Annotated in this window: 9 protein-coding genes, 3 tRNA genes and 1 pseudogene; 3 read left to right on the top strand and 10 right to left on the bottom strand. The window is 22.6% G+C overall.

The window, feature by feature from the left end:
* Window position 1 precedes the first annotated feature (1 nt).
* From K0T98_RS02010 to K0T98_RS01985, 6 genes are all read right to left on the bottom strand, one after another.
* Window positions 2–739, bottom strand: a complete 738-nt coding sequence (locus K0T98_RS02010; protein WP_225639203.1) for a phosphatase — start codon at window positions 737–739, stop codon at window positions 2–4.
* 1,430 nt (window positions 740–2,169) lie between these two features.
* A complete protein-coding gene (truA, locus tag K0T98_RS02005; protein WP_225639672.1) occupies window positions 2,170–3,000 on the bottom strand; it encodes a tRNA pseudouridine(38-40) synthase TruA in 831 nt (276 codons plus the stop codon).
* Window positions 3,001–8,241: 5,241 nt separating this feature from the next.
* Window positions 8,242–8,313: transfer RNA gene (locus tag K0T98_RS02000), tRNA-Gln, on the bottom strand.
* 30 nt (window positions 8,314–8,343) lie between these two features.
* Window positions 8,344–8,428 (bottom strand) — tRNA-Leu (locus K0T98_RS01995).
* A 33-nt stretch (window positions 8,429–8,461) separates the two neighbouring features.
* Window positions 8,462–8,538, bottom strand: a tRNA-Met gene (locus tag K0T98_RS01990).
* A 1,875-nt stretch (window positions 8,539–10,413) separates the two neighbouring features.
* The gene (locus K0T98_RS01985; protein WP_225639671.1) at window positions 10,414–11,367 is read right to left on the bottom strand and encodes a TerC/Alx family metal homeostasis membrane protein; all 954 of its coding nucleotides are present in this window, start codon (window positions 11,365–11,367) and stop codon (window positions 10,414–10,416) included.
* A gap of 1,834 nt (window positions 11,368–13,201) precedes the next feature.
* Between K0T98_RS01985 and K0T98_RS01980 the strand changes: the two genes are divergently transcribed.
* Entirely contained in the window at window positions 13,202–13,456 is a 255-nt protein-coding gene (locus K0T98_RS01980) for a BolA family protein (protein WP_225639202.1), read from the top strand.
* A gap of 63 nt (window positions 13,457–13,519) precedes the next feature.
* Window positions 13,520–14,785, top strand: coding sequence for a UDP-N-acetylglucosamine 1-carboxyvinyltransferase (gene murA, locus K0T98_RS01975; RefSeq protein WP_225639201.1), 1,266 nt, complete (start codon window positions 13,520–13,522; stop codon window positions 14,783–14,785).
* Between the two features lie 2,445 nt (window positions 14,786–17,230).
* Here murA and ispF read toward each other — a convergent pair.
* The 4 genes from ispF to gltX all read right to left on the bottom strand — a co-directional run bounded on the left by ispF (window position 17,231) and on the right by gltX (window position 21,429).
* Complete coding sequence (ispF, locus tag K0T98_RS01970; protein WP_225639200.1) at window positions 17,231–17,698, bottom strand: 2-C-methyl-D-erythritol 2,4-cyclodiphosphate synthase; 468 nt, start codon at window positions 17,696–17,698, stop codon at window positions 17,231–17,233.
* 67 nt (window positions 17,699–17,765) lie between these two features.
* Window positions 17,766–18,473 carry a 2-C-methyl-D-erythritol 4-phosphate cytidylyltransferase gene (gene ispD, locus K0T98_RS01965; RefSeq protein WP_225639199.1) on the bottom strand — a complete coding sequence of 236 codons (708 nt, stop codon included), beginning with the start codon at window positions 18,471–18,473 and terminating at the stop codon, window positions 17,766–17,768.
* Between the two features lie 115 nt (window positions 18,474–18,588).
* Complete coding sequence (ftsB, locus tag K0T98_RS01960) at window positions 18,589–18,888, bottom strand: cell division protein FtsB (protein WP_225639198.1); 300 nt, start codon at window positions 18,886–18,888, stop codon at window positions 18,589–18,591.
* A gap of 1,134 nt (window positions 18,889–20,022) precedes the next feature.
* Window positions 20,023–21,429: a glutamate--tRNA ligase gene (gltX, locus tag K0T98_RS01955; protein ID WP_225639197.1), complete on the bottom strand. Its 1,407-nt coding sequence runs from the start codon at window positions 21,427–21,429 to the stop codon at window positions 20,023–20,025.
* 1,175 nt (window positions 21,430–22,604) lie between these two features.
* On the opposite strand from gltX, the pseudogene dnaX reads away from it, so the two are divergent.
* Window positions 22,605–23,708: pseudogene (gene dnaX / locus K0T98_RS01950) on the top strand (DNA polymerase III subunit gamma/tau); the annotation flags it as partial.
* Window positions 23,709–24,267 lie beyond the last annotated feature (559 nt).

The following is a 24,267-nucleotide window of genomic DNA, read 5'->3' as shown; positions in this document are numbered from 1 at the left end:
ATTACCAATCGTCCAGTTCTATAATAACACGTTTACCTCGATTCACTAAAAAATCTAGTAAACGACGAGGGGATACATTGAGCACACGATCCTGTGGAAAATCTACCTCTTTTATAATATGCATGCAATGCTCAAAAATTCCTAACGAGAAGGCTATATGAGAATCAGTTCCTAATGCAATATACCCCCCTGCTTTACGTACTTCTTTAACAATATTACGGCAGTTTTTTGCACTACCAAGACGAGAGTGATTAAATGAAGAGTTATTTAACTCTAGTGCTACGTTGTAACGCGCTGCAGCTTCTGCTACTGCACAGATATCAATAGGAAACTTAGGATTACCCGGGTGACTTATAATATCAGCTATCCCTTTTTCTATAGTGGATATCATTGCTTCAGTATTGTAATTGCAATTACGAGGTTTAAAAACTGGTTCATGTAATCCAGCAATAACTAGATCTAGCTCATCTAACATAATATCACTACAATCAATCTCTCCTGTTATATTTTTTATATTAGATTCAATACCTCGCAAAATAGCAATACCATCTATTACTCGTGGCCATATACGCATATTCATAAAATGCCAATAATGAGGAGCGTCTACCATATCAGGTCCATGGTCAGTAATGGCTAGTAGTTTAATGCCGCATTTCTTAGCTTGTGCTACATATTCTTGGAGTGTGCTATAAGCATGGGTACTTGCCACAGTGTGCATATGTAAATCTACGGGATACATGCTTTCTCCTGTATTATATAGGAAACTTTTCAGTTCTGAGCAATTATCATCGTATTTTATAATACTATTATATAAATCATATATTCAATAATCAATAATAAATTTTTTTATATTTTATAGTGAAGTTCAATAGTTTTGAAGATGCAATATTAATATAAATTTATAACTAAAATAATTTTAAATATAACGATATAAACTTATAGCTACTTATGTCTACTAGATATTCATCTTACTATATAGTGTACTTTTAGTACACATCAGAAATATATTTAATATTCAGTATTAATATTTATAGAATATATATTCTATCTTATATTTTTTATAAAATACATGGATTATAAAAGTATTATACTTTAATTTTATTATATATAATAAATTATATATTTTATATATACATATATAATGTTATAAGAAAAATATTTATTTACTAATTTTACGTCACCTTGTTTTTCTATTAATATGAGTTTATTTATTTTAAGATACTAACTATAGTGTTACCTCCTTTCTATCAATGTCTATAATTATTCTTAAAGATCATTTCTCTATTAGATTTTATTAATTTAAATAAGTATTACATAAATACAAATACCCCTAATTTTACTATAAATTTAGTATTATCTTTTTTAAAAATTTTTTTTATCACCTTAGTCTCAGAGTTGTAGGGTTTTATTAGTAAGTAATTTAGTATCTGATGTATGAGTAAATATTACTATATATAACTATATACATGATAATAATTTTTTATTTTAACTATTAAATTTTATAATTCATTTAATATAATTAAATATTAGCAGTATTCTTATATAGAAATATTTTTAAAAAAATCAAGAGATACAGAATATTTTTTAGTATTTACATTATCTATTAACTAAATATATTTAACTTATATATTAATTTTATGTCTAGGATATAAATAAATTTAAAATATCTGGGATATTAATTCAATATATTTTAATATATTTAAATTGTTCGAAAAATATAAATATATAAATTGTATTTCATTGGCACTCTAATAATTAATCAGATTATTATAATAATATACTTTAAAATAAGTCACATCTAGTTATATATGATATATAATATCTATTATATTATATAATATATTACCAATATATATATAATTATTATATAAAAACTAGCTTACAATCATTATTGTAACTATAATTTTTTATTCAAAATCTATTAAAATTTTATATGTATATCTCGCTAAGATAATCATATGTAATAGTGTAGCATGTAATTAGTAAAATAATTCTCTATTTTACTAGTAATCAATTACTAGAATATATTCTATAAATTAGAATAGAGGAGATTAAAGAGTTTTTAAGATCTTTTATAAGGTTATATAGTTATTTTATATATAAGATGTATATTAATAATAATGCTATTGTTACAGCATCTAAATATAGATATTATTATGAGTTAATCAACTAAAATAGAGGTCCTATTTTAGTTTTTGGAAGTTCAAAATGTCCGGGATAATCTACTGAAATAAGATACAATCCAGATGATTTAGCAGTAGCAGCTGCTAACCGGCGATCTTTTGCCTTTAATAGCTCAGCTATCCATCTTTCAGAATAATGACCGCGTCCAATTTCTATTAAACTGCCCACGATATTACGTACCATATGGTGTAAAAAACTATTTGCTTTAATATCTATTATAACATATTCACCTAGACGTATTACCTTGAGATGGAATACTTTTCGCCATGGAGTACATGATTGACAGTGAGAGGATCTGAAAGAGGTAAAATCATTTTCTCCAAGTAATACCTGTCCTGCTCTTTCCATACTTGCAGCATCTAGATAGTAAGGAAAATAAGTCATCCCATTTTGTAAGATGGCTTTACGATATCGGTTATTATAGATTATATATCGATAACGGCGAGCTATTGCGCTAAAACGGGCATGAAAGTTCTTATTTACAACCTTTATCCAGCGTACTGCAATATCTTTTGGTATATGACTATTTACTCCCATGATCCATGAACTATCTTTGCGTTTAACATTTGTCTCTAAATGTATTACCTGTCCTGTTGCATGAACACCGGCATCTGTTCTGCCGGCGCAGAAAATTGTTATAGGCTCACCGGCTACTTTACTTAATGCTCTTTCTAAATATTCTTGTACACTCGACACATCTAATTGACGCTGCCATCCTGAATATTGACTCCCATCATATTCAATACCTAGAGCAATTTTATACAGTAGATAATTAGTAGGTGTAACTTCAGGATATATATCTGTTGTTTTTAACATTAAGTTTATTATTTCAACCACCTGATTGGATATTTTGAAATTATTATCAAATAGTTAACTACTAGTTATAGCCTATCTTGGTGTAGATAAATATTAGAAGATTCAATAGTATTAAATTAATCTAATCTAATCTAATCTAATCTAATCTAATCTAATCTAATCTAATCTAATCTAATCTAATCTATTATAATATAATATAATATAATATAATTTATTATTTATTTGTTAGATATAAAAATATACAGCCGAAAGTATTAAAAATATGCATTGTTCTAGTAAGTAAATTACTTTATAGTGGATATATTCTATATCCTATATTTAAAATACAATATATTTATTAAATAACATTTATACTATACAATATATAAATTTATCACATTCGTATAATTACCTATACTTAATCTATTACCTGAATCTTACTTTCTCTTTATAAATTTTTTATATATTAGTTTTATAATTTTATATAATATTTATATATCACCGATAATAACATATTTTAACTATTATCTTCATATAATATTAGTTAGATATAGAATATTTTATTCTTATTTACTAGTAATAATCTTTTGTGCTATAAGAACAATATTCATTTTTTGCTAATTATTTAATTTACATTAAAATGCAGTAGTAATTTGTACTATAATAATTTTATGATTGAATAGTTATTATTAACTTTAGATGTGAACTTATTTTAATTTTTATTCATTTAATATCATATTTATTTTTATAAATATCAGTTTGATTATATATTTTAATATAAAATTATTAATTTATTGAGATTAGATTTAATTTGATATTTTAAAATAAATTATTCTTAATTCATAAAATAATTTTATAAATTTAATGATATAAATTAATTAATATTTTAACGATTATATTAATAATTATTTATTAATTAGATAAAAAATAGTATTTATTACTAGTATAGTTTATATTATAAATAAATTAGAGATTTAGTTAAATTTCATTTAAACTAATTAGGTTAATTATGCTGGTAAAAACTTATCATAAATTCTCTTAAGTAGTCTGTAAGATATATTAAAAATAAAATGATTAATAAAATATTATTTTTATATATACTAAGAAATATATTGTATCTCTATCTAAGTAATACTGATGATATTTAACTAAATATTAAATTAATTATTAATTTTTATATAATCTTTGTTTTATTTATAGTTTATTTTACAGGATATTTAAAATAATTAAGTTATTTTTAAAATACACTGAATATAGTTTCTATAATTATTCTTTAAGTATAATAATATATTTAATTAACTTGATAATAATTTTTAAGTAAATGACATAAATACCTTATCAAATTTAATAAGTATTATATTTTTAAAACTATGGTTAATATAATATATTAAGTTATAATATTTTTATATATTAATAGATACTTAGACAGGGAGTTATGTACTTAAAAAAATAAAAACAGCTCTATTTTTGATATTTTATTTAATACTGAATATATTTAAATAATATATTATAATATTTTGTCACTTCTTTTATTATTATTTCCTATAATATTAAGTGTAATTTAAGGTACAGATATTTATAAGATTTATAGAACTTTATCTTTTTATTTAAATAAAAATATCTTAATACTATTAAAATTAGGTAATATATTATAAAGTAATAATTACCTAATTTACTGTATCAAAAAAGATTACTAATAATAACTATCAAAAAAATATTAGTTAAAAACTATACCTAATAATTCATGGAAATAAGTGTATTTCTCAAAAATATTATCTATATTTGTGCTATATAGTTATTTTCTTAAGCTCATTAAAGCTCTTAATAAGTAAGAGTATATCTAAAATTTATTTTATAGGATAATCATTAAATATATTTATTAATAGTACCATTAAATTATAACTGTGTTTTACAGATTATTTCTAAATATATGTATACTGCAATATAAATTATAAATAGATACTACTAATATATTATAATTTTAGTTATAATTAGTTTATACCTTTAATAATTTAATAAATATTTTAGAAATAAATCCAGTTTATATGTATATGATAATTTATCATACGGATAATATTTTTATTGATATTAGAGAAATAATAACTTTTTATTATCAAAAAGTAGTTACCTACTCATAATAAATACATTAAAGATATATAGATTTGAAATCATTCTTGATATATAATAAAAGATTATATCACTTAAGTATGTATTTACGAATTATACAGAATATTTTACCATTATATAAATTATGATGATAATAAATTTTTTTATCTAAACTAGTTAACAGTTATATTTATTAGATAAGTTATCCTACATGGTAGTTATAATATTTATAAGTAAAATATTGTTAGTATTTTATACTATTACTGAATGATAAATTTATAAGAATATATAGTTATAAGTATTATTAATACAATAAAATTGATAATAAGTATGTATTTGATTTGAAATATTAGCAAGTTAGTAAAAATATTTTTATTATATTTATATATATGTATTGAAAATTACTATTTTTATCATAATGTAGAGTAGTATTAACTATTATTTTAAGCATATATATGAAGTTTACTGGAAGTATTTATATTAAATGACTGTATTTGTCTTTTATAGTCCACTAGACCTTATTAGTTCAAAGAGAGGGATAAGTTATATAATACTTTCTATTTTTAAAAAAAATAATTTTAATTTTTATTAAAGTATCTAAAGAATATTAATTTCTAAAACTAAAAGTAGTATTGGTTTTTTATTATTTGGATTATTATAAATAAATAGTATAGTACCTTAAATATAAATATATTTTCTGATGTTAAGGTTAAAATAGTAGAATATATAATCTAAGATTTTATTATGTATCAATAATAATATTATAATATGCTTATATTGAAGTTAGTTTGTATATAAAATAATTAGTAAATTTTATATATATGTAATTTACTTATTATTTTGTTATATTAATTAATATTTATAATAATAAATTACCAAAGTATTATAAAAAATATTTTTCTTATAAAATTACTTACTAGTAATATACATATATAAATTTTTTGACATTAAATCTTATTTAATTTTAAAAATATTTTTATATTATAAGGGGAAACAATTATTGTAACTAAAAATAATATAATTGTCATTAATAGGTATTATTATAGATATAAAGCTACTGTTTTATATATAAAAAACTATTCTAATTTTAATCAATCCTAAAAAATTATAGGTTATAATCTTTTTGAATTTTAAGAAAATTTTAGATTTATATATATAGTATAAGTGTTTCTTTAATAAAAGCATCTTGAAGTTTAGTATTTTTATAAAAAAAGTTATAATAATTAGTATTATATTTAAATTTTAAATACCCATACAAATGTCTATAATGTCTATATTTAATGTATATTAAATATCTTATCTTTTTATAATACTATTAAATACTTGGTTTTATGAGTTTAGTTAATAATGTTCATATTAAAATTTTAATAAATCTTCGATTCTAATAAAAAATACTAGTAATTAAAATCTTTATAAGTAATTAGTATGTTTAATTGATAATATTTCTTATTATTTATGTATATTTTACCTCTTTAAAAATAAATGAGCATTTTCTAGACTAAACTTGTTATTAATTTACACCATATAAATTATTATGTTTTTACTTTTCTTGATAAGAAAGTAATACCAATATAGTAAGTTATTCTAACTTACTATTAATAATTTTATAATATTACTAATCATGAAACTAATAGAAAAATAAATTAAATTCTCTATATATTTGTGGAAATACAATAACTTTGACAAAGTATTACTGGATAGTATAACCATTAATATTAGTGATTAAAATATAGAGAAAGTTCATAATAGTATTATTCATTAAATATTTTTAGTAAAGTATTTCTTTTTATATATGATAAAATTTTAAAAAGTACTTTAACTATAGATATTTAGATATTTTTATTAAATATAATAATATCTAATATTACTTAAAAATTGTTAGTATCTTTTTCTCATTTATTTTTGATATTTTACTAAAATATAAACTAGTTTCGTAGTACTTATTAGTTTTATAATACGCACTAAATACTACCTACCGGAACTACATATTTTCATATATTCTATGTATCACTGATTTATTTTATAAGCATAATTTATTATATATATTAGTAATATTATTTTTAGCTCAGTTAAGTATATATAAAAAAATATTTATTAATATAATATATTATTAATATTATTTAAATCTGTTATTTAAAATTTCTTAGTGTTTTAAAATTTTAGGTAATACTTAATAAATAGAATGTTATTTAATAAATAATTAATAATTATTTGAATATAATAATAAAATAATTATTTAGTTAAATTATGTATTAAAGGTATTTATTGAGTATAAAAATTGTATTTTATAAAAATTAAAATTTCATTAATAAGTGGGTTATTAAAAATTTCTTGAGTTATTTTAAAAGTATAAATAATACACTATAAAATATAATTTTTAGTTAATATCACCTAAGTTTAAGTTCTTATAAATATTTGGGTATTAAGATTAATTTTATTATAATTTGATAAAGAAATTATATTTTATATACAATATTTAAGTATTTCTAGATTATATAATACTATCATGAAAGTAAGTATAATGTAAAATTTAAGTATTCATATGTGTTATTATTATGGACAAACTATATAAAATTAATATGGTACAATAATATCTAGATATTCTTAAGTATTAAATAAATTCTATATTGTTTATTTAAAATATCTTTAAATTCATATTGTAAGTTACTGTAATATTTCAATAAAAATTGTAGGTTATATTTATAATATTTAATTGGATAGATATTGTTTTACTATAATTTAAACTTGAATGACGTAGAATACAGAGGGCATAATAGGTCATTATATGAATGATTATCTAAAGTTAGTGAAATAATTTATATATTGTTATATAAAACATAAATTATAGAGAATTATTAAATACTATAATGATGCTTCTTATATATTCATTAGTTTGCAATAATAAAAAATATATACCTGTTAAGATATATAATATATACCCTATAGATTATATATAATTTTTATTAAAAAATACACTTAACTAGTTAATAAAGTATTATAGATAGATTGTCTTATTAGACATAAAAAATAAATTCTTAAGGAATATTTTATATCTTCTGATGTATACATATTAAAATATATAATTACATAAGGCAATTAAATTATTTTAATACATATAATACCTAAATATAAAAAATGGTTGTTATACCTATGTTGCTGGGGTACCAGGATTCGAACCTGGGAGTGCTGGGATCAAAACCCAGTGCCTTACCACTTGGCTATACCCCAAAATATCTAAATAATTAAATTTAATTTAAATGGTACGGGAGACGAGAGTTGAACTCGTACACCTAATGGTGCTAGAACCTAAATCTAGTGCGTCTACCAATTTCGCCACTCCCGCTTATTAAAGAAAAATAATTTAATTATTAATTAATGGTGGCTACGACAGGATTTGAACCTGTGACCTCATCATTATGAGTAATGCGCTCTAACCTACTGAGCTACGTAGCCATATTCTAGATTATTTAATTAGGCACTTTAAATGAATATGCTGTCGCATTATGTATATATGAAAAAGATGCGTCAACTAATTTTATTAAGGTAATGTAATAAAATTATTTTACTTTTAAATTTATATCTCTTAAAAATTAATATAATAGCATTAATAGAATATGACTTCCAATATTAATAATTTATTAAAAAAATATTTTTATATATAATGTAAAATTATACATTTGATTAAATTATATTTTATATAACAATACATAATCTAATTTTTTATCAAAATATATAAGATATATTAAAATAATCACTTATGTAAATATAAAAAGTAAGTTTTTAAAAAAACTTACTGCAATAAATTACTTCATATATAAAAATTTATTGATGTTTTTAAATATTACTTTCATAAGTAAACATTATATAGAGACAAAAATATTTTAATTATACAGTTACTTAGTTTACCACACTAATAACATAATTTTATATAATTAAAAAATTATTATATAATAATAAATAGTATAACCGTATTAAAAAGTTATATTAATATTATTAATATTAATTGGCTAATATTTATTATAATTCACTACTTTGGCGCGGGATTATACTTCTAATAGAATAATAATCAAAAAATACCAAATATAGAATAGAAATATACTTGAATAATTTTACTATATTTAAAATTATATTTACCTATGTAACGAAACTGATTGAAATTGCAGGTACTTTATAATGAATATTATAAATAATACATAGTATATCAAATTAAAACAAATTTTACTTTAAAAAAGTATATATTACTAGTTTAAAGATTAAAGATTAAAATATTCTTTAATATTATTATTTTTATATGCGTTATTATATGGACTATAAATATATATCTTTTATTATTAAGTTATTTAATAAAATTAGATTAAAATATGAGGTAAAATACTATTTTATTTTGATATTAAATTATATTACTAAGTGTTAGTAGGATAAATAAGTTTTTATCTATCTGTTTATTTTACAAAATAGTTACATAGAAAAGTATATAATAAAATTTATCTCAACTAATAAATAATAAGCTTAAATAATATTTCTTATAAACATTGTAAATAATAAAAGTCAACCCGTTTTTTTTTAAAATTTATTTGTAATATAAAGGTTAATTATTCTAATAGAAAAAACCCTCAAATAATTCATCTATCTTGTTGAAATTGTTGTTGATTTAATTGCTCTTTTTAAAGAGCAAGTAAATATATTTACTATTTTAAATAGATTATACGGTATTAGAAATGAATGGGATTAAAAATCCTATATGATTTATTTGATTTTATCATTAACGTAGATTTTATCTTTTAGATGTAAAAGTACAGCAATATATATAATGATTCTTATCTAAGTAGATAAGTTAATATATTTTTATTAATGTAGTTATTTTTCTATATGAAAAGAGGGGGGGTGAGATAATCTCTTACTTATTTTAGAACTTATTGTGGTTAAATAACCTATCTGTATTATTTTTTTATATGATAATCTTGATAGTAAAGATAAAAAATATTATATAATAAAATTATATAATATTTTTTAGTGGTTAACTATCTATTTTAAGTAGATATTAAATGACAAATAAATAGATTATAAAAGTTCATTAGACTTGAATTATTGAGAAATAGTATTTAGAGTTTTAATTAGTATTAATATCCTTTATGTTTAATTAAATAGAAGATTAATAATAAAAGTATTTAATATACTTAATAAAATTAAAATATAACTAGATTATCTAAAAATTAAAAATAATATAAAATATATAATGTAAAATTTCATAAAATAATCCTAAAATATAATTTTACTTCTTTCCGTTAAAATTTAGGTTATTTTTAAAAAAATATAAATTTATTATTGCTAACTACCATCTTTGTGATTAATTAATATATTAATTATTAATGTGAGCACTATTATACCAATAACCACGCTTAAAGAAATAATAGTGCGTATATTATAAAAATTCATACAAAGCATTTTGCAACCTATAAATATCATAATTACCGATAGTCCGTACTTCAGCATAGAAAATCGCTTTACTATACCAACAAGAAGAAAGTACATAGCTCGCAGACCCAGAATAGCAAATAGATTAGAAGTTAGTACTAAAAATGGATCTTTGGTTATTGAAAATATAGCTGGGATGCTGTCTAAAGCAAAAATAATATCACTAAGTTCAACAAAAATTAGTATGGGTAGTAGTTGACTAAAAAGTGAAGTTCCTTTGTTATTAACAGATAAGTTTTCTTTTTTAATACTATCATTTACTCTAAGTTGTCTTCTAATCCAGCATACCAATGTCTTTTCCTTATTCTTGAGATCATTATTTTTTTCAAATACAATCTTTAATCCAGTAAAAATTAAAAGTGTACCAAATATATATAAAACCCACTGAAAATGAGTAACTAAACAGCTACCAAAAAATATCATCATAGTACGCAGAATAATAGCACCAAAAATACCGAATATTAGCACACGATGCTGTAGATTGGGTGGTAAAGAGAGAGATTGAAACAGCATTAACCATACAAATAAATTATCTATTGCTAGCACTTTTTCAATTAAATAACCTGTTAAAAATACTGTAGCCTGCTTATATGCAATAATATGTCCCATAGTTCCACTAAGATGCCACCAGAGAAATAAGTTAAATAATAAAGATAGAATTACCCATAAGATAGACCATATAGCTGCTTGGCGCAGTGTCATAATAGTTGTACCGCGTTTTTTTTGTAACAGTAAGTCTACGGCAAGCATAATAATTATAATAATCGCAAAAATAACCCATAATAGGGGAGAGCCAATGGATTTAATCATGTAAATATCCTTTGTAATACTTATTTAATAAAAATATTACGATAACTAAGGATGACAATAACTAATGTTATCTAATTTTAATACACCTTATTGTTGGTAAGATCTATCTAAAAAAACTTCTTGATATTTAATAACTTAATGCAATTATAAATAATAAGTTATGCATACTCGATAACTATCGTATTGATCTATGATAGTAACTAAAGATAAATGTAGTTATCAGCTATATTCATACATTAATGAGTGTAATTGGTGTATACTGTAATACTAATTAACTAGTAATAAAGTAACTAGGTTGTAATATGTAGTAGATAATGCATAAAATTTATTAGATTAATCTTGTAAGTATTCAAGTAGAAAAATATTCTAGTTAATACTTTAAAGATGTATTAGATTATAAATTACCTAAACTATATAACTCAATACTTTGTGATCGACTAAGACCTATTAAATTATATAGTGAATTATGTATTAATATTAGCGTAAAAATATAATTTAATATTACAGATATTTTATATAATTACTTATTATTATATAATGAATAATAAGTATTAAATTAATTTAATTAATATATTATGTTAATAGAAAATATTTTTATAATATATTTTATTTATTATAATTATATTAGATTATATCATTTGTATAAACATTATGAGAAAGTTAAGAGAAGTTCATTATTTTTTTAATTTTAAAAAAATATATTCCTTAATAACTATATTTATTTTTTTATTAATTAATATTTTAGATAAAGACAATAGTATGTAATCTAGTCACTCTAATTTGAGATACTAGATATATGATATTAAAATTATTTGTAGTAATAATGGGTCACTTTTTATATACATCTAGTTATATTTTTATTAAAGATGACATTGTAAGATGATCTACGCGTAGAAGTATCTCTTTTACTGATTGACAGTGAAAGAGATAAAAGAAATAACTTAAAATATTGTTGTACTCTAATAACATAATCTTAAATACTAATAAAGGATAAAGTTGTTATGTGACCATTCAGCAAATAATTTGATTATCTCGATATTTAAATAAAATAATAACTTAGCTGAAATAATTTTCAATTATTTAAAAATTTTTATATAATAATATTGATTTTAGATTATATTTTAAATATTAATCCTTGTTTTAAATTCTTTTTTCAATAATATAATTAGAATAATTATAGTTTTATCCTAATAGTTAAAACTAACTGTTATTTTTATCTCAAATACAATTCTTTATTTATAATTTTATTATATTCATAGATTTTATCTTGATAAATTTACGATTTTATAGTTTAAACAGATAGTAAGAATAAAATCAATGATTGATAATATATTTCTCTAAAAACTATATCAATATATTTATCTAATTTTAAATTAAAAAATACTTCATATACCCTTTTATTTTTAATATTATAAATAAAACATTAGTTAATAATGAGTTAATATTAAAAATATTATCTAGTCATATACTCTGTATATCATTTTAATACTATGTTTAGATTATTATCTATAATATTTTACATAGATTATAATATCTTAATCTAAAATAAGAGTACAATTATTTAAATAAGTTGTTAAGGACTTATTTTAGAAAATAAAAGAATTTTTTTAACTAAAAAATTGAGTGTATTATTTAAATAATAGAGTATTTTATTATATTATTTTATGTATATTTGTTATGTAGTTATATTTTATTATTTGTAATATAAGTTCTTGAAGAATTTTTGTTGTCCTTATATAGTTTGATATCACATCAAAACATAAAGATTGTTATAGTGAATTATATTATAATTCTTATATTGTTCTGTATAATTTAATTATTGTTGAGTACTATGGATAATAACGAAATTAAAAATTTATTAATCAATGCATTATCCCCTCAGGAAGTTTATGTAACATGTAATGGAAACCATGTTCAGGTTATTATTGTTTGTGAACAATTTATCGGTATTAGTAATGTAAAAAAACAGCAAGTAGTTTATGCTCCATTAATGAAATATATTGTTAATAGTAGAATTCATTCTTTATCAATAAAGGCACTTACTCCTAAAGAATGGCAATTCTACTATAAACTAAATACGTTATAATTATAATACTAGTTCTTTTATTACAGTAATAATTATTTAAATAGTGAATTTATATTGATAATAATGGATAAGTTTTGTGTGCAGGGTCCTTCTTGCCTAAGAGGTGAAGTAATCAGTTCTGGTGCAAAGAATGCAGCTCTACCAATTATGTTTGCTGCATTGTTAGCTGAAGAACCTGTAAAAATTGAGAACGTACCAGAGTTAAAAGATATTGATATAACTATAGAGTTATTAACTTATCTAGGAGTATATATTAAACGGAGAAACTACATATATATAGATGCTAGAAACATTCATGCATTCTGTGCCCCGTATCATCTAGTTAGAACCATGCGCGCTTCTATTTGGGCACTTGGTCCTTTAGTAGCTCGTTTTGGTTATGGTCAGGTTTCTCTACCTGGAGGTTGCGCTATAGGGGATCGTCCAATTGACTTACATATCACTGCTTTAGAACAACTAGGTGCTAAGGTAACATTAACAAAAGATTATGTAACAGCTTCTATCAATGGACGTCTCAAGGGATCACAAATACTTATGGATAAAGTGAGCGTTGGTGCTACAGTTACTAGTATGATAGCAGCTACGTTAGCTAAAGGTACAACATCTATTGAAAATGCTGCGTGTGAACCAGAGATTGTTGATACCGCAAACTTTCTCAATACTATAGGTGCAAAAATATCTGGTGCTGGCACTGATCTGATTAGTATTGAAGGTGTTAATCGATTGGGTGGTGGTAGTTACCGAATATTACCGGACCGTATAGAAACTGGAACTTTTTTAGTTGCAGCAGCTGTAACTCGTGGAAAAATTATATGTCGTAAGACACGTCCAGATACTTTAAATATAGTATTAACAAAATTACGTGAATCAGGTGCAGATGTTGAGGTCGGTGAAGATTGGATATCTTTAGATATGCATGGTAAACGTCCTAAGGCAGTGATTATACATACAGCGCCTCATCCTGGTTTTCCAACTGATATGCAAGCACAGTTTAGTTTATTAAATATCGTAGCTAAAGGTAATGGTGTAATTACTGAAAATATTTTTGAAAACCGTTTTATGCATATCCCTGAACTAATTCGTATGGGAGCTCATGCGAAGATTACAGGTAACACCACAACGTTTAAGGGTGTGCATAAGTTATTTGGTGCACAAGTTATTGCAACTGATTTACGTGCATCAGTAAGCTTAGTTATTGCTGGATGTGTTGCTGAAGGTACTACTATTATTGATCGTATTTATCATATTGACCGTGGTTATGATAAAATTAAGAATAAACTAAACTCATTAGGAGCTAAAATAGAACGCTTTAAAAGCAAATGTAAATAAGTAAATTGTTTTGAATTATAAAATATATTAATACTTTAATAAATTATATTTTTTATTTTATTTTATAATAAATTAATGAATATTATTTAATAATATTTTTATAAAGATACTATTGTAAATAGTTGTTTATAATTTGCTATAAATAATTATTTTTAAATATTTATAAGTTTATTAAAAAATATTAATGAACAAAATTATTATTTATATATAAATAATAATTTTTAAATAATTCCTGTATTTTAGTTACTAATTTTTGTATAATTAATAGCAGATTATAATATCTTTGATATTATATTATTATTATTGTGCAATACGAGTAATTTTATTAAGTATGATATTATAAATAATAAATTTTATTTTTAACCTTATATAATATTTTAATATACTTCTAGAAGAAGAATAAATTTTATAATTTACAATTAATTATTTAATAATGTGCAATATACTAATTTTTTTAGTATCTCATGTAAGATAAAATTATATTATATATAATACAGAAAGATAATGAAAAATAATTTTTATTTTAGTTTAATAAATATACTTTAATAGTGACTATGTTTATTTAATTTTATTAAAGAAAGTTTTCTTAGGGTATTAAGTAATACAATTTATAATATAGAAGGTATTTTGTACATAAAAAGATAAATGAAATATAATATTATTTCATTCATAAAAATATATTTTTTATATTATTAATATTGTTGAGTATTATATATATTTTAAACTTAACTAAGTTTACTCTGTATTAAAAAATAAATTTAACTGTCTAAATGGACTGAATCAAAAAATTTAAATCACACTATTTTATATATTTTAAGATCTGTTTTTATTTATTTTACTAACAGGTAAAAATAAACTTCCAATATAATATAATGGCGCTAATAAACCCTTAAGGATTTCAGGTTATACTGCGGTAACAATGATAGCACTAAATAAGTAGTCCACGCATATAGCACATCTCTATCACCCATCACTATGACAAATGAAAATATTCTATATATTTAATTGTTTCAGATTTCTTTTGCTTGTCATTATAGATTTTTAATCCTTTTACCAAAAATTATACGCCTTACTGGATGCGCTAGTATTGCTGTTTAATATCCCAATTCCATGCCAATTTCTCATACTCTATTTTTACACCCTGTATGTAATAATTCTATTATTACTTCTATTCATATAAGGTTATCAAATAAATAGTTTATCCCGAACTTATTAGTACACCTGTATTCCATAGGCTTTATAAGACATAAACTCATCAATAAATTTTTCACGGGGTACTGTATAACTAGAGATTTCAACACTAGATCATCATGCATTTCGTAATGTATTAATTATTGTAATAATCTCAACATACGTTGTGATATAGCATTTACCACCGACCTTGTTGTATTTGATTAATAAATAAAAGACGATAACTATACTTAATATAGTATAATATACTATCATTATTGAAAGTATTATATAAACTTATTTTACTGAGCAGAAGTATTATAAAAAATTTTTAATTTTAGTTCAGTGAATTCGTTTATTTTATCTATATCCACTGTATTATTAATTAATTAATTATCTTATTCCTCAATCTAGTATAACAAGTTACTTTGATTTAATTTAAGATAATAATTATTCTTTATATCCAGGAGGGAGTATTTATCATATATGTATATATTTGATCGGTAAATTATTTTAATTTTACTATATGAGTTTTTTTATTAAATAAAATCTGGTATTTTAATACCATTAATATCTTTCATAAAACCTTTAAATCAATATTAGATACGATCTAATACATAAGTATATCCAGTTTTTTTAGCAAATTATATTATAAACGTTGTATACAGTCTAAATAAAGCTAAGATTTGCAGTGTTATCTTGATGTCCATTAATAATATTAAATTGATTAAATAATTTTAAATTGTATTTTTTATATTTTTTATCCCTATTTTAATATCTAAATATTATTGTTATGTAAAAAAGATAAATATATTTTTATATACTGCTCTAAATATCCAAAGACTAATATTTAGGTTTATGAAATATCTTATGATATCTTATTACTACAATGTTAATAATAGATATTATAAGTTAGATTAATTATTTTAAGTAAAAGTAGTTACTATAATATAGATAAAATACATTACTAATAAATAATGTTAAAAATTTATTTTAGAATTTATAGAATAACTTACTAATACTAGTCAACCTAATCTTAATATACATAAGAAATAGTATGAATAATTTTTTGTGTATATAATATATGAAGAACAATTATATTTAGTATTTATTAAATAAATTCAATTTATTAAGATCTTATTTAGAATAAATATAATAAGGTTTTGAATATAATTTTTATTTAGAAAAATAATTCTTCTGTGTAGTTTGAAGAACTATTTAATTTTATTAAGAAATATTTAGATAATAATAAATATTTATAATTTAATAGTTTACTTATAGTAATAGTACTACTGCTTCACAAGCAATACCTTCACTACGACCAGTAAAACCTAACTTTTCTGTTGTGGTTGCTTTTACACTAATATTATCTATATGACAATCTAGATATTCAGCTAAATTAGTACGCATTTTAGAAATATATGGAGATATTCTTGGGGTTTGAGCAATAATAGTGATGTCAATATTTCCTAAATAATATCCTTTTAGTCGTATAAGACTAAACGCTTGGAGTAAAAATACATAACTATCTGCGTTTTTAAATACTGGATCAGTATCAGGGAATATATTACCCATATCTCCTAAAGCAACAGCACCAAGTAATGCGTCAGTTGCAGCATGCAATAATACATCACCATCGGAATGTGCAAGCAAACCAAATTTATATGGAATGCGTACGCCCCCAATAATTAATGGTCCTGAGCCACCAAATTTATGCACATCAAAACCGTGTCCAATTCTCATAAATCACTCTCCTTTAAATATCATTTAAAAATAAAAAAATAAAGATTATATTTAAATATTTTAAAAGTTATATATTTTGAGATAAATATATTTGAGCTAATCTCAAATCTTCAGGATTTGTTATTTTGATGTTATCATAACGACCAGATACTAATTTTGGATGATAACCGCAATACTCTAATGCAGATGCTTCATCTGTTATATGAGCTCCTTCATTAAGAGCATGTTCTAAACACATTATTAGTAATTTTCGTGGAAAAAATTGTGGAGTTAATGCATGCCATAGCCATTCGCGATTAACTGTATACTTAATACTATCTATTTTAGCTGTCGATCTTTTTATGGTATCCCTAACAGGAACAGCCAGGATTCCACCTACTTGGGATGTGTAGCGTAGTGCCAATAAATTACTAAGATCATTTTGATGCAAACAAGGCCTTGAAGCATCATGTACTAATACCCAATATGCATCACTAGCAGCTCTTAATCCGGCTAGTACTGATTCTGCACGACTTGCTCCTCCTCCATGTAATACCTGAACACGATAATCTTTTGCTAGAGGCAAATTATAAAAATAATTATCTTCGGAGTTAATTGATACGATAATGCGTTTAATATCTGCATTGCATAGTAATGCAGTAACTGAATATTCCAGTATTGTTTTACCTTTAATGGACAGGTATTGCTTTGGACAAGACGCTTTCATCCTACTTCCAATACCAGCTGCTGGTACGATAGCCACTATAGGTAGATATGTTAATTGATCATGAAGCATTATATATTTAACTTGTAATGAATATAAATTATTTTAATATGCTTAATAAATAAATATTATTTATGGTAAACTAATTAAATGATGCATAAGATACAGAGAAATAACCTAATAAGCACTAATGCGTTATAATATTGTGCTTATTTTGTTTTGGTACTAATCGATAAAATATCTCACCAATCTTTATCATACCAAGCTCATTACGTGCGCACTCCTCAATGGCTTCTTGATTATTACTAAGATCATCTATTTCAGCAAAAAGTTTATCATTACGATATTTTAGTATTCTGTTATTATGTTTTTGAGTTATAATATCTCTTTGTATTTGTATATAATCATGCATACCATTTTTGCCTATCCATAATGAATACTGAAGCCAACCCCATATTATTATTAATAATATCTTGAATGTGTTCATGTATATCCTCTAAACCACATAAAACTTCTTATTAACTTTATTAATATGCTAAAATAAGTGTTTTATTAGTTAGTATTATTTATACTATAATTGTAGTTTACTATTATACTAAATAATATTGGGGATTAGTGATCATAAATATTAATATATTAAGATTATCATGGTAAAGTACCGTACGAACTATAGTATTAATATTTAATATATTTATATAACTAAAAATAAGTGTATTTTTTCTAAAATAGTGTTGTTGTATAATAAAGGTTTTATTTTTATTTCTGATATTGGAACTTAAAGTTTTAGTAACTTATTTAAAATAGTACAAACCTCTTTTTAATATTTATAATAAAAACCTCAAATATATTTAATTACTTAACAAGATTTATTCAAAACATTACTAGTTCAGTTAATTAATACTTTATGTTTTCTTAAATGTGTGTAAAATGTCATAGACTATTTACGCGTAAATTATTGTACAAATTAGCATCTAACTTAATATATAGTTATGTACAATAAAATTAGTATATGATAAAAGAGCTTGTATTTTATTTTTCAAATCTTTAGATATAGTTTATAAACTATACTTTCAGGCTAATTAATATGCTGGTTAATTATTTAAATAACCTCTAATTAGTAAATATTTTAATAAAGTAAATATAGTAAAAATAAATATAGATATTAGTATTTTAATAAATTTTGATTTAATATTAGGTTATATCAACACATCCTTAGTTCAGAATATATAACACGATATTACCTATATGAATATAGATAAATCAAGCGTATTAAATTTATAATGTATTTATTAATATATTATATAGAATATAAAAATTATTTATGCTCTTCTTTATAAGAAGATCTTCTTTAAATACAATGTAGTATCAGAAAGTTATTAAGTAGTTTTAAAAACCACATAAAACTATAAAATTTAATTTTTATTAGTTAATAGTAGTAATATTTCTTATTATAATCTACACAATTATTGTAATTTTAATAGTTATTTATAGTTATGTATAACAAAACTACATAATATTTTAGTGATTAATAGTATCATATTTTATATATTATATTTTATAATTTTTTATAACAATATATTATCTAATCTAACTTATATTTTCTTATTTAGTTATTACCTTGTTATATATGTTTAGTGATTAAAGCTAAGGCTGCATTAATACGTTTTAGTGAACGCTGTTGACCAATATAATAAATGGTTATATCTATGCCTGATGACTTGGATGTACCTGTTACAGCAACACGCAATGGCATACTCACTTCACTGATCTTAACGTTAAGATAATTTGCAGCACTTTTAATTTCATTAGAGATATTTTTAACAGTCCAATCAACGATTGATGCAAGTTTTTCGCTTATTATTTCTAGTGGTTTATATGCAATTGGACTTAGATATTTTTTTACTGCTTCTGTTTCAAATTCAGTAAAATCTTCATAAAAATAATGCGCCTGTTCTGCCATTTCTTTTAGAGTGTTGCAACGTCCAGCTAATATCTGAATAATGTCCAATAAATTTGGACCATTATTAGTATTATAACCAGCATTACAAATATGCCATGCTAAATGAATAGATATATATTTAGGAGACATATGTTTAATATAATATTGATTTAGCCATTGTAATTTTTTAGTATTTAATATACTCGCAGATTTACTAATGTTATCAAGAGTAAAAAAATTTTTCATTTCATCAATACTAAAAATTTCTTGATCTCCATAAGACCAACCCATACGCACTATATAGTTTAATATAGCTTCTGGTAAATAACCTTTATTACGATATTCTATGACTCCAGAAGTACCATGACGTTTAGATAATTTTTGACCATGATTATTTAGTATCATAGATACATGTGCATATTCTGGAATCGGTGCTCCTAATGCTTTTAATATATTAATTTGGCGTGGTGTATTATTAAGATGGTCTTCACCGCGGATAACATGCGTAATTTCCATATCCCAATCATCAATGACAACACAAAAATTATAAGTTGGAGAACTATCAGTACGACGAATGATAAGGTCGTCTAGTTCTTGGTTACTAAATTCAATATAACCACGAATCTTATCAATAAAAATTACCGATCCTTCCCTAGGATTTAAAAAACGTACTACATGTGGTTCATGTGGAGAATGATGTAAATGATTATCGCGACAATACCCATCATACTTAGGTTTTATACCTTTAGCCATGCTTATTTGACGCAATGAGTCAAGACGCTCTTTAGAGCAATAACATTTATATGCAGTACCTTGTTTTAGCATGTGATTTATAATATCATTATAACGGTCAAAACGCTCAGTCTGGTAATAAGGTCCTTTATCCCAGTCAAGATTAAGCCACCTCATACCATCTATAATAACCTGAACTGCTTCTTTTGTCGAACGCTTAAGATCGGTATCTTCAATACGAAGAATAAATTCGCCATTATTATGACGAGCTAATAACCAGGAATAAAGAGCAGTACGTGCACCACCTAAATGTAGATAACCAGTGGGGCTGGGTGCAAAACGAGTTTTGATTTTCATATAAAATAGCCCATTTACTAAAATTGATATAATCATAGATTAATAAATTATTATACTTGTATATAGTAAGTTTATATTCTACTTTTTAATAAAAAAGCTACATTTTTTATAAAAATTAGCTCGAATAATCGATTTATATTATCCTAAAGTGAGGCTTATTTTAAAAATATTAAAGAATATTTCTCAGTATAAAGTAAATTCTTTAAAATAAATACTATTTATATATAATGCTATTACATGATGTAGTTTATGAACTATTATTATATATTCACTACTATGTAAATATAAAGTGAGATATTACACCTAATGTAACTAACAATAAAAATTTATTACACTTATACTCTATGTGTATTTAAAGGAAATATTCTAATAGCAAGAAATATTTTACGTAATTATAAAAAATCAATTTAGGTTCTAATTATTAATCATAATTAATACTATATATTTTATATTATATAGATTTTTATTTAATATTTCATAAATAATTTATTAATTTTATTGTTCTAATACTCTATGTAAGTAGAATTTCATTTATATTAAAATAATGGATGTAATAATTTTATATGCTCAATAGAAAGATTGACATATTTATATGTATTCGATCTAGTATTTATAGTAATAATAAAGACTATAGAACTACGTTAGTCGATAGGTAAGAATATTTGATACAATCAAATTCTTTATCACTACATAATTTATTATGACATATTAAAAATTTTTCTCTATTTTATGAGACTGATTAAAACTAGTATTTATTACTCAAAATTTTACTGAATTATTAGGATAATATCCCTAAAGTAATTATAGGGAGAATATTAAATTAATCTTACAAAATAATTTAAAAACCATAAAAATACAAAATATTATTTTTAACTGAGTGTTATTCTAAATCAATATAGATCTGATCTATTATTATTTAATATAAAATTTAGTGTAATGAAGAATATAAAAAATTAACATTAAGATTATGTATTATCATTGCAAAATATATTAGTATTGAAAAATATAATACGATCAATATTTAGAGTTGGATTAATTAATTATTATATTTTGTATTGATAAAATTTTACTTATACAAAATAATATATTATAATTAGTTTAATGCATTATTTTGTATAAAATTATATTATTTATTTTACTTAATAAAATTATTCTTTATATATTAATTATTATTAATGAGTTATCAAGTTCTTGCCCGTAAGTGGCGTCCACAAAAATTTTCTGATGTTTTAGGTCAGAAACATATTATTGTTGCGTTAGAAAATTCTCTTTCTTACGCACGCATTCATCATGCATATTTATTTTCTGGTACACGCGGTGTAGGTAAAACTAGTATTGCACGTATTTTCGCTAAAGGATTGAATTGTAAAATAGGGATTAGTGCTACACCATGTGGTATCTGTGATAACTGTCAAGAAATTGAACAGGGACGGTTTATTGATCTTTTAGAGATCGATGCAGCATCACGTACTAGAGTTGAAGATACTCGTGAGCTATTATACCATATGCAGTACACGCCAGTGCGTGGGCGTTTTAAAGTTTACTTAATTGATGAAGTACATATGCTTTCCCGGCATAGCTTTAATGCGTTGTTAAAAACACTAGAAGAACCTTTTCCGCATGTTAAATTTCTATTAGCTACCACAGAACCATTAAAATTACCGATTACCATCTTATCTCGGTGTTTACAATTCCACCTGAAATCATTAGGTGTCGAGGAAATTCGTAATAAGTTAGAAAGTATCGTTATAGCTGAAGGATTAACAGCAGATTCTCATGCGTTGCATCTGTTAGCACGAGCTGCTGAAGGTAGTATGCGAGATGCTTTAAGTTTAACAGATCAAGCAATTGCTATGGAATTACATCAGATAACTATAGAACATGTTTCTCAGATGCTTGGTATATTAGATAATAATCAATCTTTATCTATTATTGAAGCTCTCATAGAAGCAGATAGCGAAAAAGTAATGAATTTAATTGAACAAATAGCTTTATTAGGGGTAGATTGGGAAAATCTTCTTATTGAAATACTTACTCTTTTACACCGTATTGCAATATTACAGTTATTACCTAATAATTTAGACAATTACTATGCTTCTATTGAGCATAGGTTGCGAGCAATAACAAATACTTTATCACCTTCAGATTTACAACTATTTTATCAGATCTTGCTAACTGGTCGTAAAGATCTTTATTATTTTCCAGATCGTCGAATGGGTATAGAGATGACTCTCCTACGTGCTTTGGCTTTTCATCCAAATGTATTAATTAATGAACCTGTATCTACATCTTAACAAAGAGTCTTACTTAATATTTTGCTATAAAATTAATCTATCAATAATTATACGTACTGTAAAATAAAAACTAATTCAACTAATAATATAGCACTTTTTCCAACAATAAAGTTTAGTTTAAAGACACTATGTTTACTCACTAAAAAACAAAATATAATTTATCTGATGTAAATACTACTTAAAATTTTATATACTAGGAGTAAGATACTTGAAAATATATTAGTAAAATTCATTTAAAGTTACTAATAAATTTACTAATAAGGTTGCAATGGATAAAACTAAAGTTTTGAAAAAAGACATTAATTATTAATTATTTCAGAATGAAAATATTAAATATTAATCTTAAGAAGATGAATATTATAAAAAATTCTTAAGAATTATAGCAACAATAAATTACCTAATATATATAAAATTATCCCAGTAGTAGTATATTCAGTAGAATACTCGTCTATCGGGTGCTACATACACTCAATTTGCCGAAATTAATTAAGTATATAAACATGAAATATTTTTTAAAATTTATAGAAAAGGTAAAATTACTCTG

This window comes from Candidatus Profftia sp. (ex Adelges kitamiensis) (assembly GCF_020342455.1).
Classification (GTDB): Bacteria; Pseudomonadota; Gammaproteobacteria; order Enterobacterales; family Enterobacteriaceae; genus Profftia.
This window is presented reverse-complemented; position numbering and strand designations above follow the sequence as displayed.

Bases quoted from the DNA above. Each gene is read 5' to 3' on its own strand.
- K0T98_RS02010 (WP_225639203.1), bottom strand. From the start codon at position 739: ATGTATCCCGTAGATTTACATATGCACACTGTGGCAAGTACCCATGCT.
- truA (WP_225639672.1), bottom strand. From the start codon at position 3,000: ATGTTAAAAACAACAGATATATATCCTGAAGTTACACCTACTAATTAT.
- K0T98_RS01980 (WP_225639202.1), top strand. From the start codon at position 13,202: ATGGATAATAACGAAATTAAAAATTTATTAATCAATGCATTATCCCCT.
- murA (WP_225639201.1), top strand. From the start codon at position 13,520: ATGGATAAGTTTTGTGTGCAGGGTCCTTCTTGCCTAAGAGGTGAAGTA.
- ispF (WP_225639200.1), bottom strand. From the start codon at position 17,698: ATGAGAATTGGACACGGTTTTGATGTGCATAAATTTGGTGGCTCAGGA.
- ispD (WP_225639199.1), bottom strand. From the start codon at position 18,473: ATGCTTCATGATCAATTAACATATCTACCTATAGTGGCTATCGTACCA.
- ftsB (WP_225639198.1), bottom strand. From the start codon at position 18,888: ATGAACACATTCAAGATATTATTAATAATAATATGGGGTTGGCTTCAG.
- gltX (WP_225639197.1), bottom strand. From the start codon at position 21,429: ATGAAAATCAAAACTCGTTTTGCACCCAGCCCCACTGGTTATCTACAT.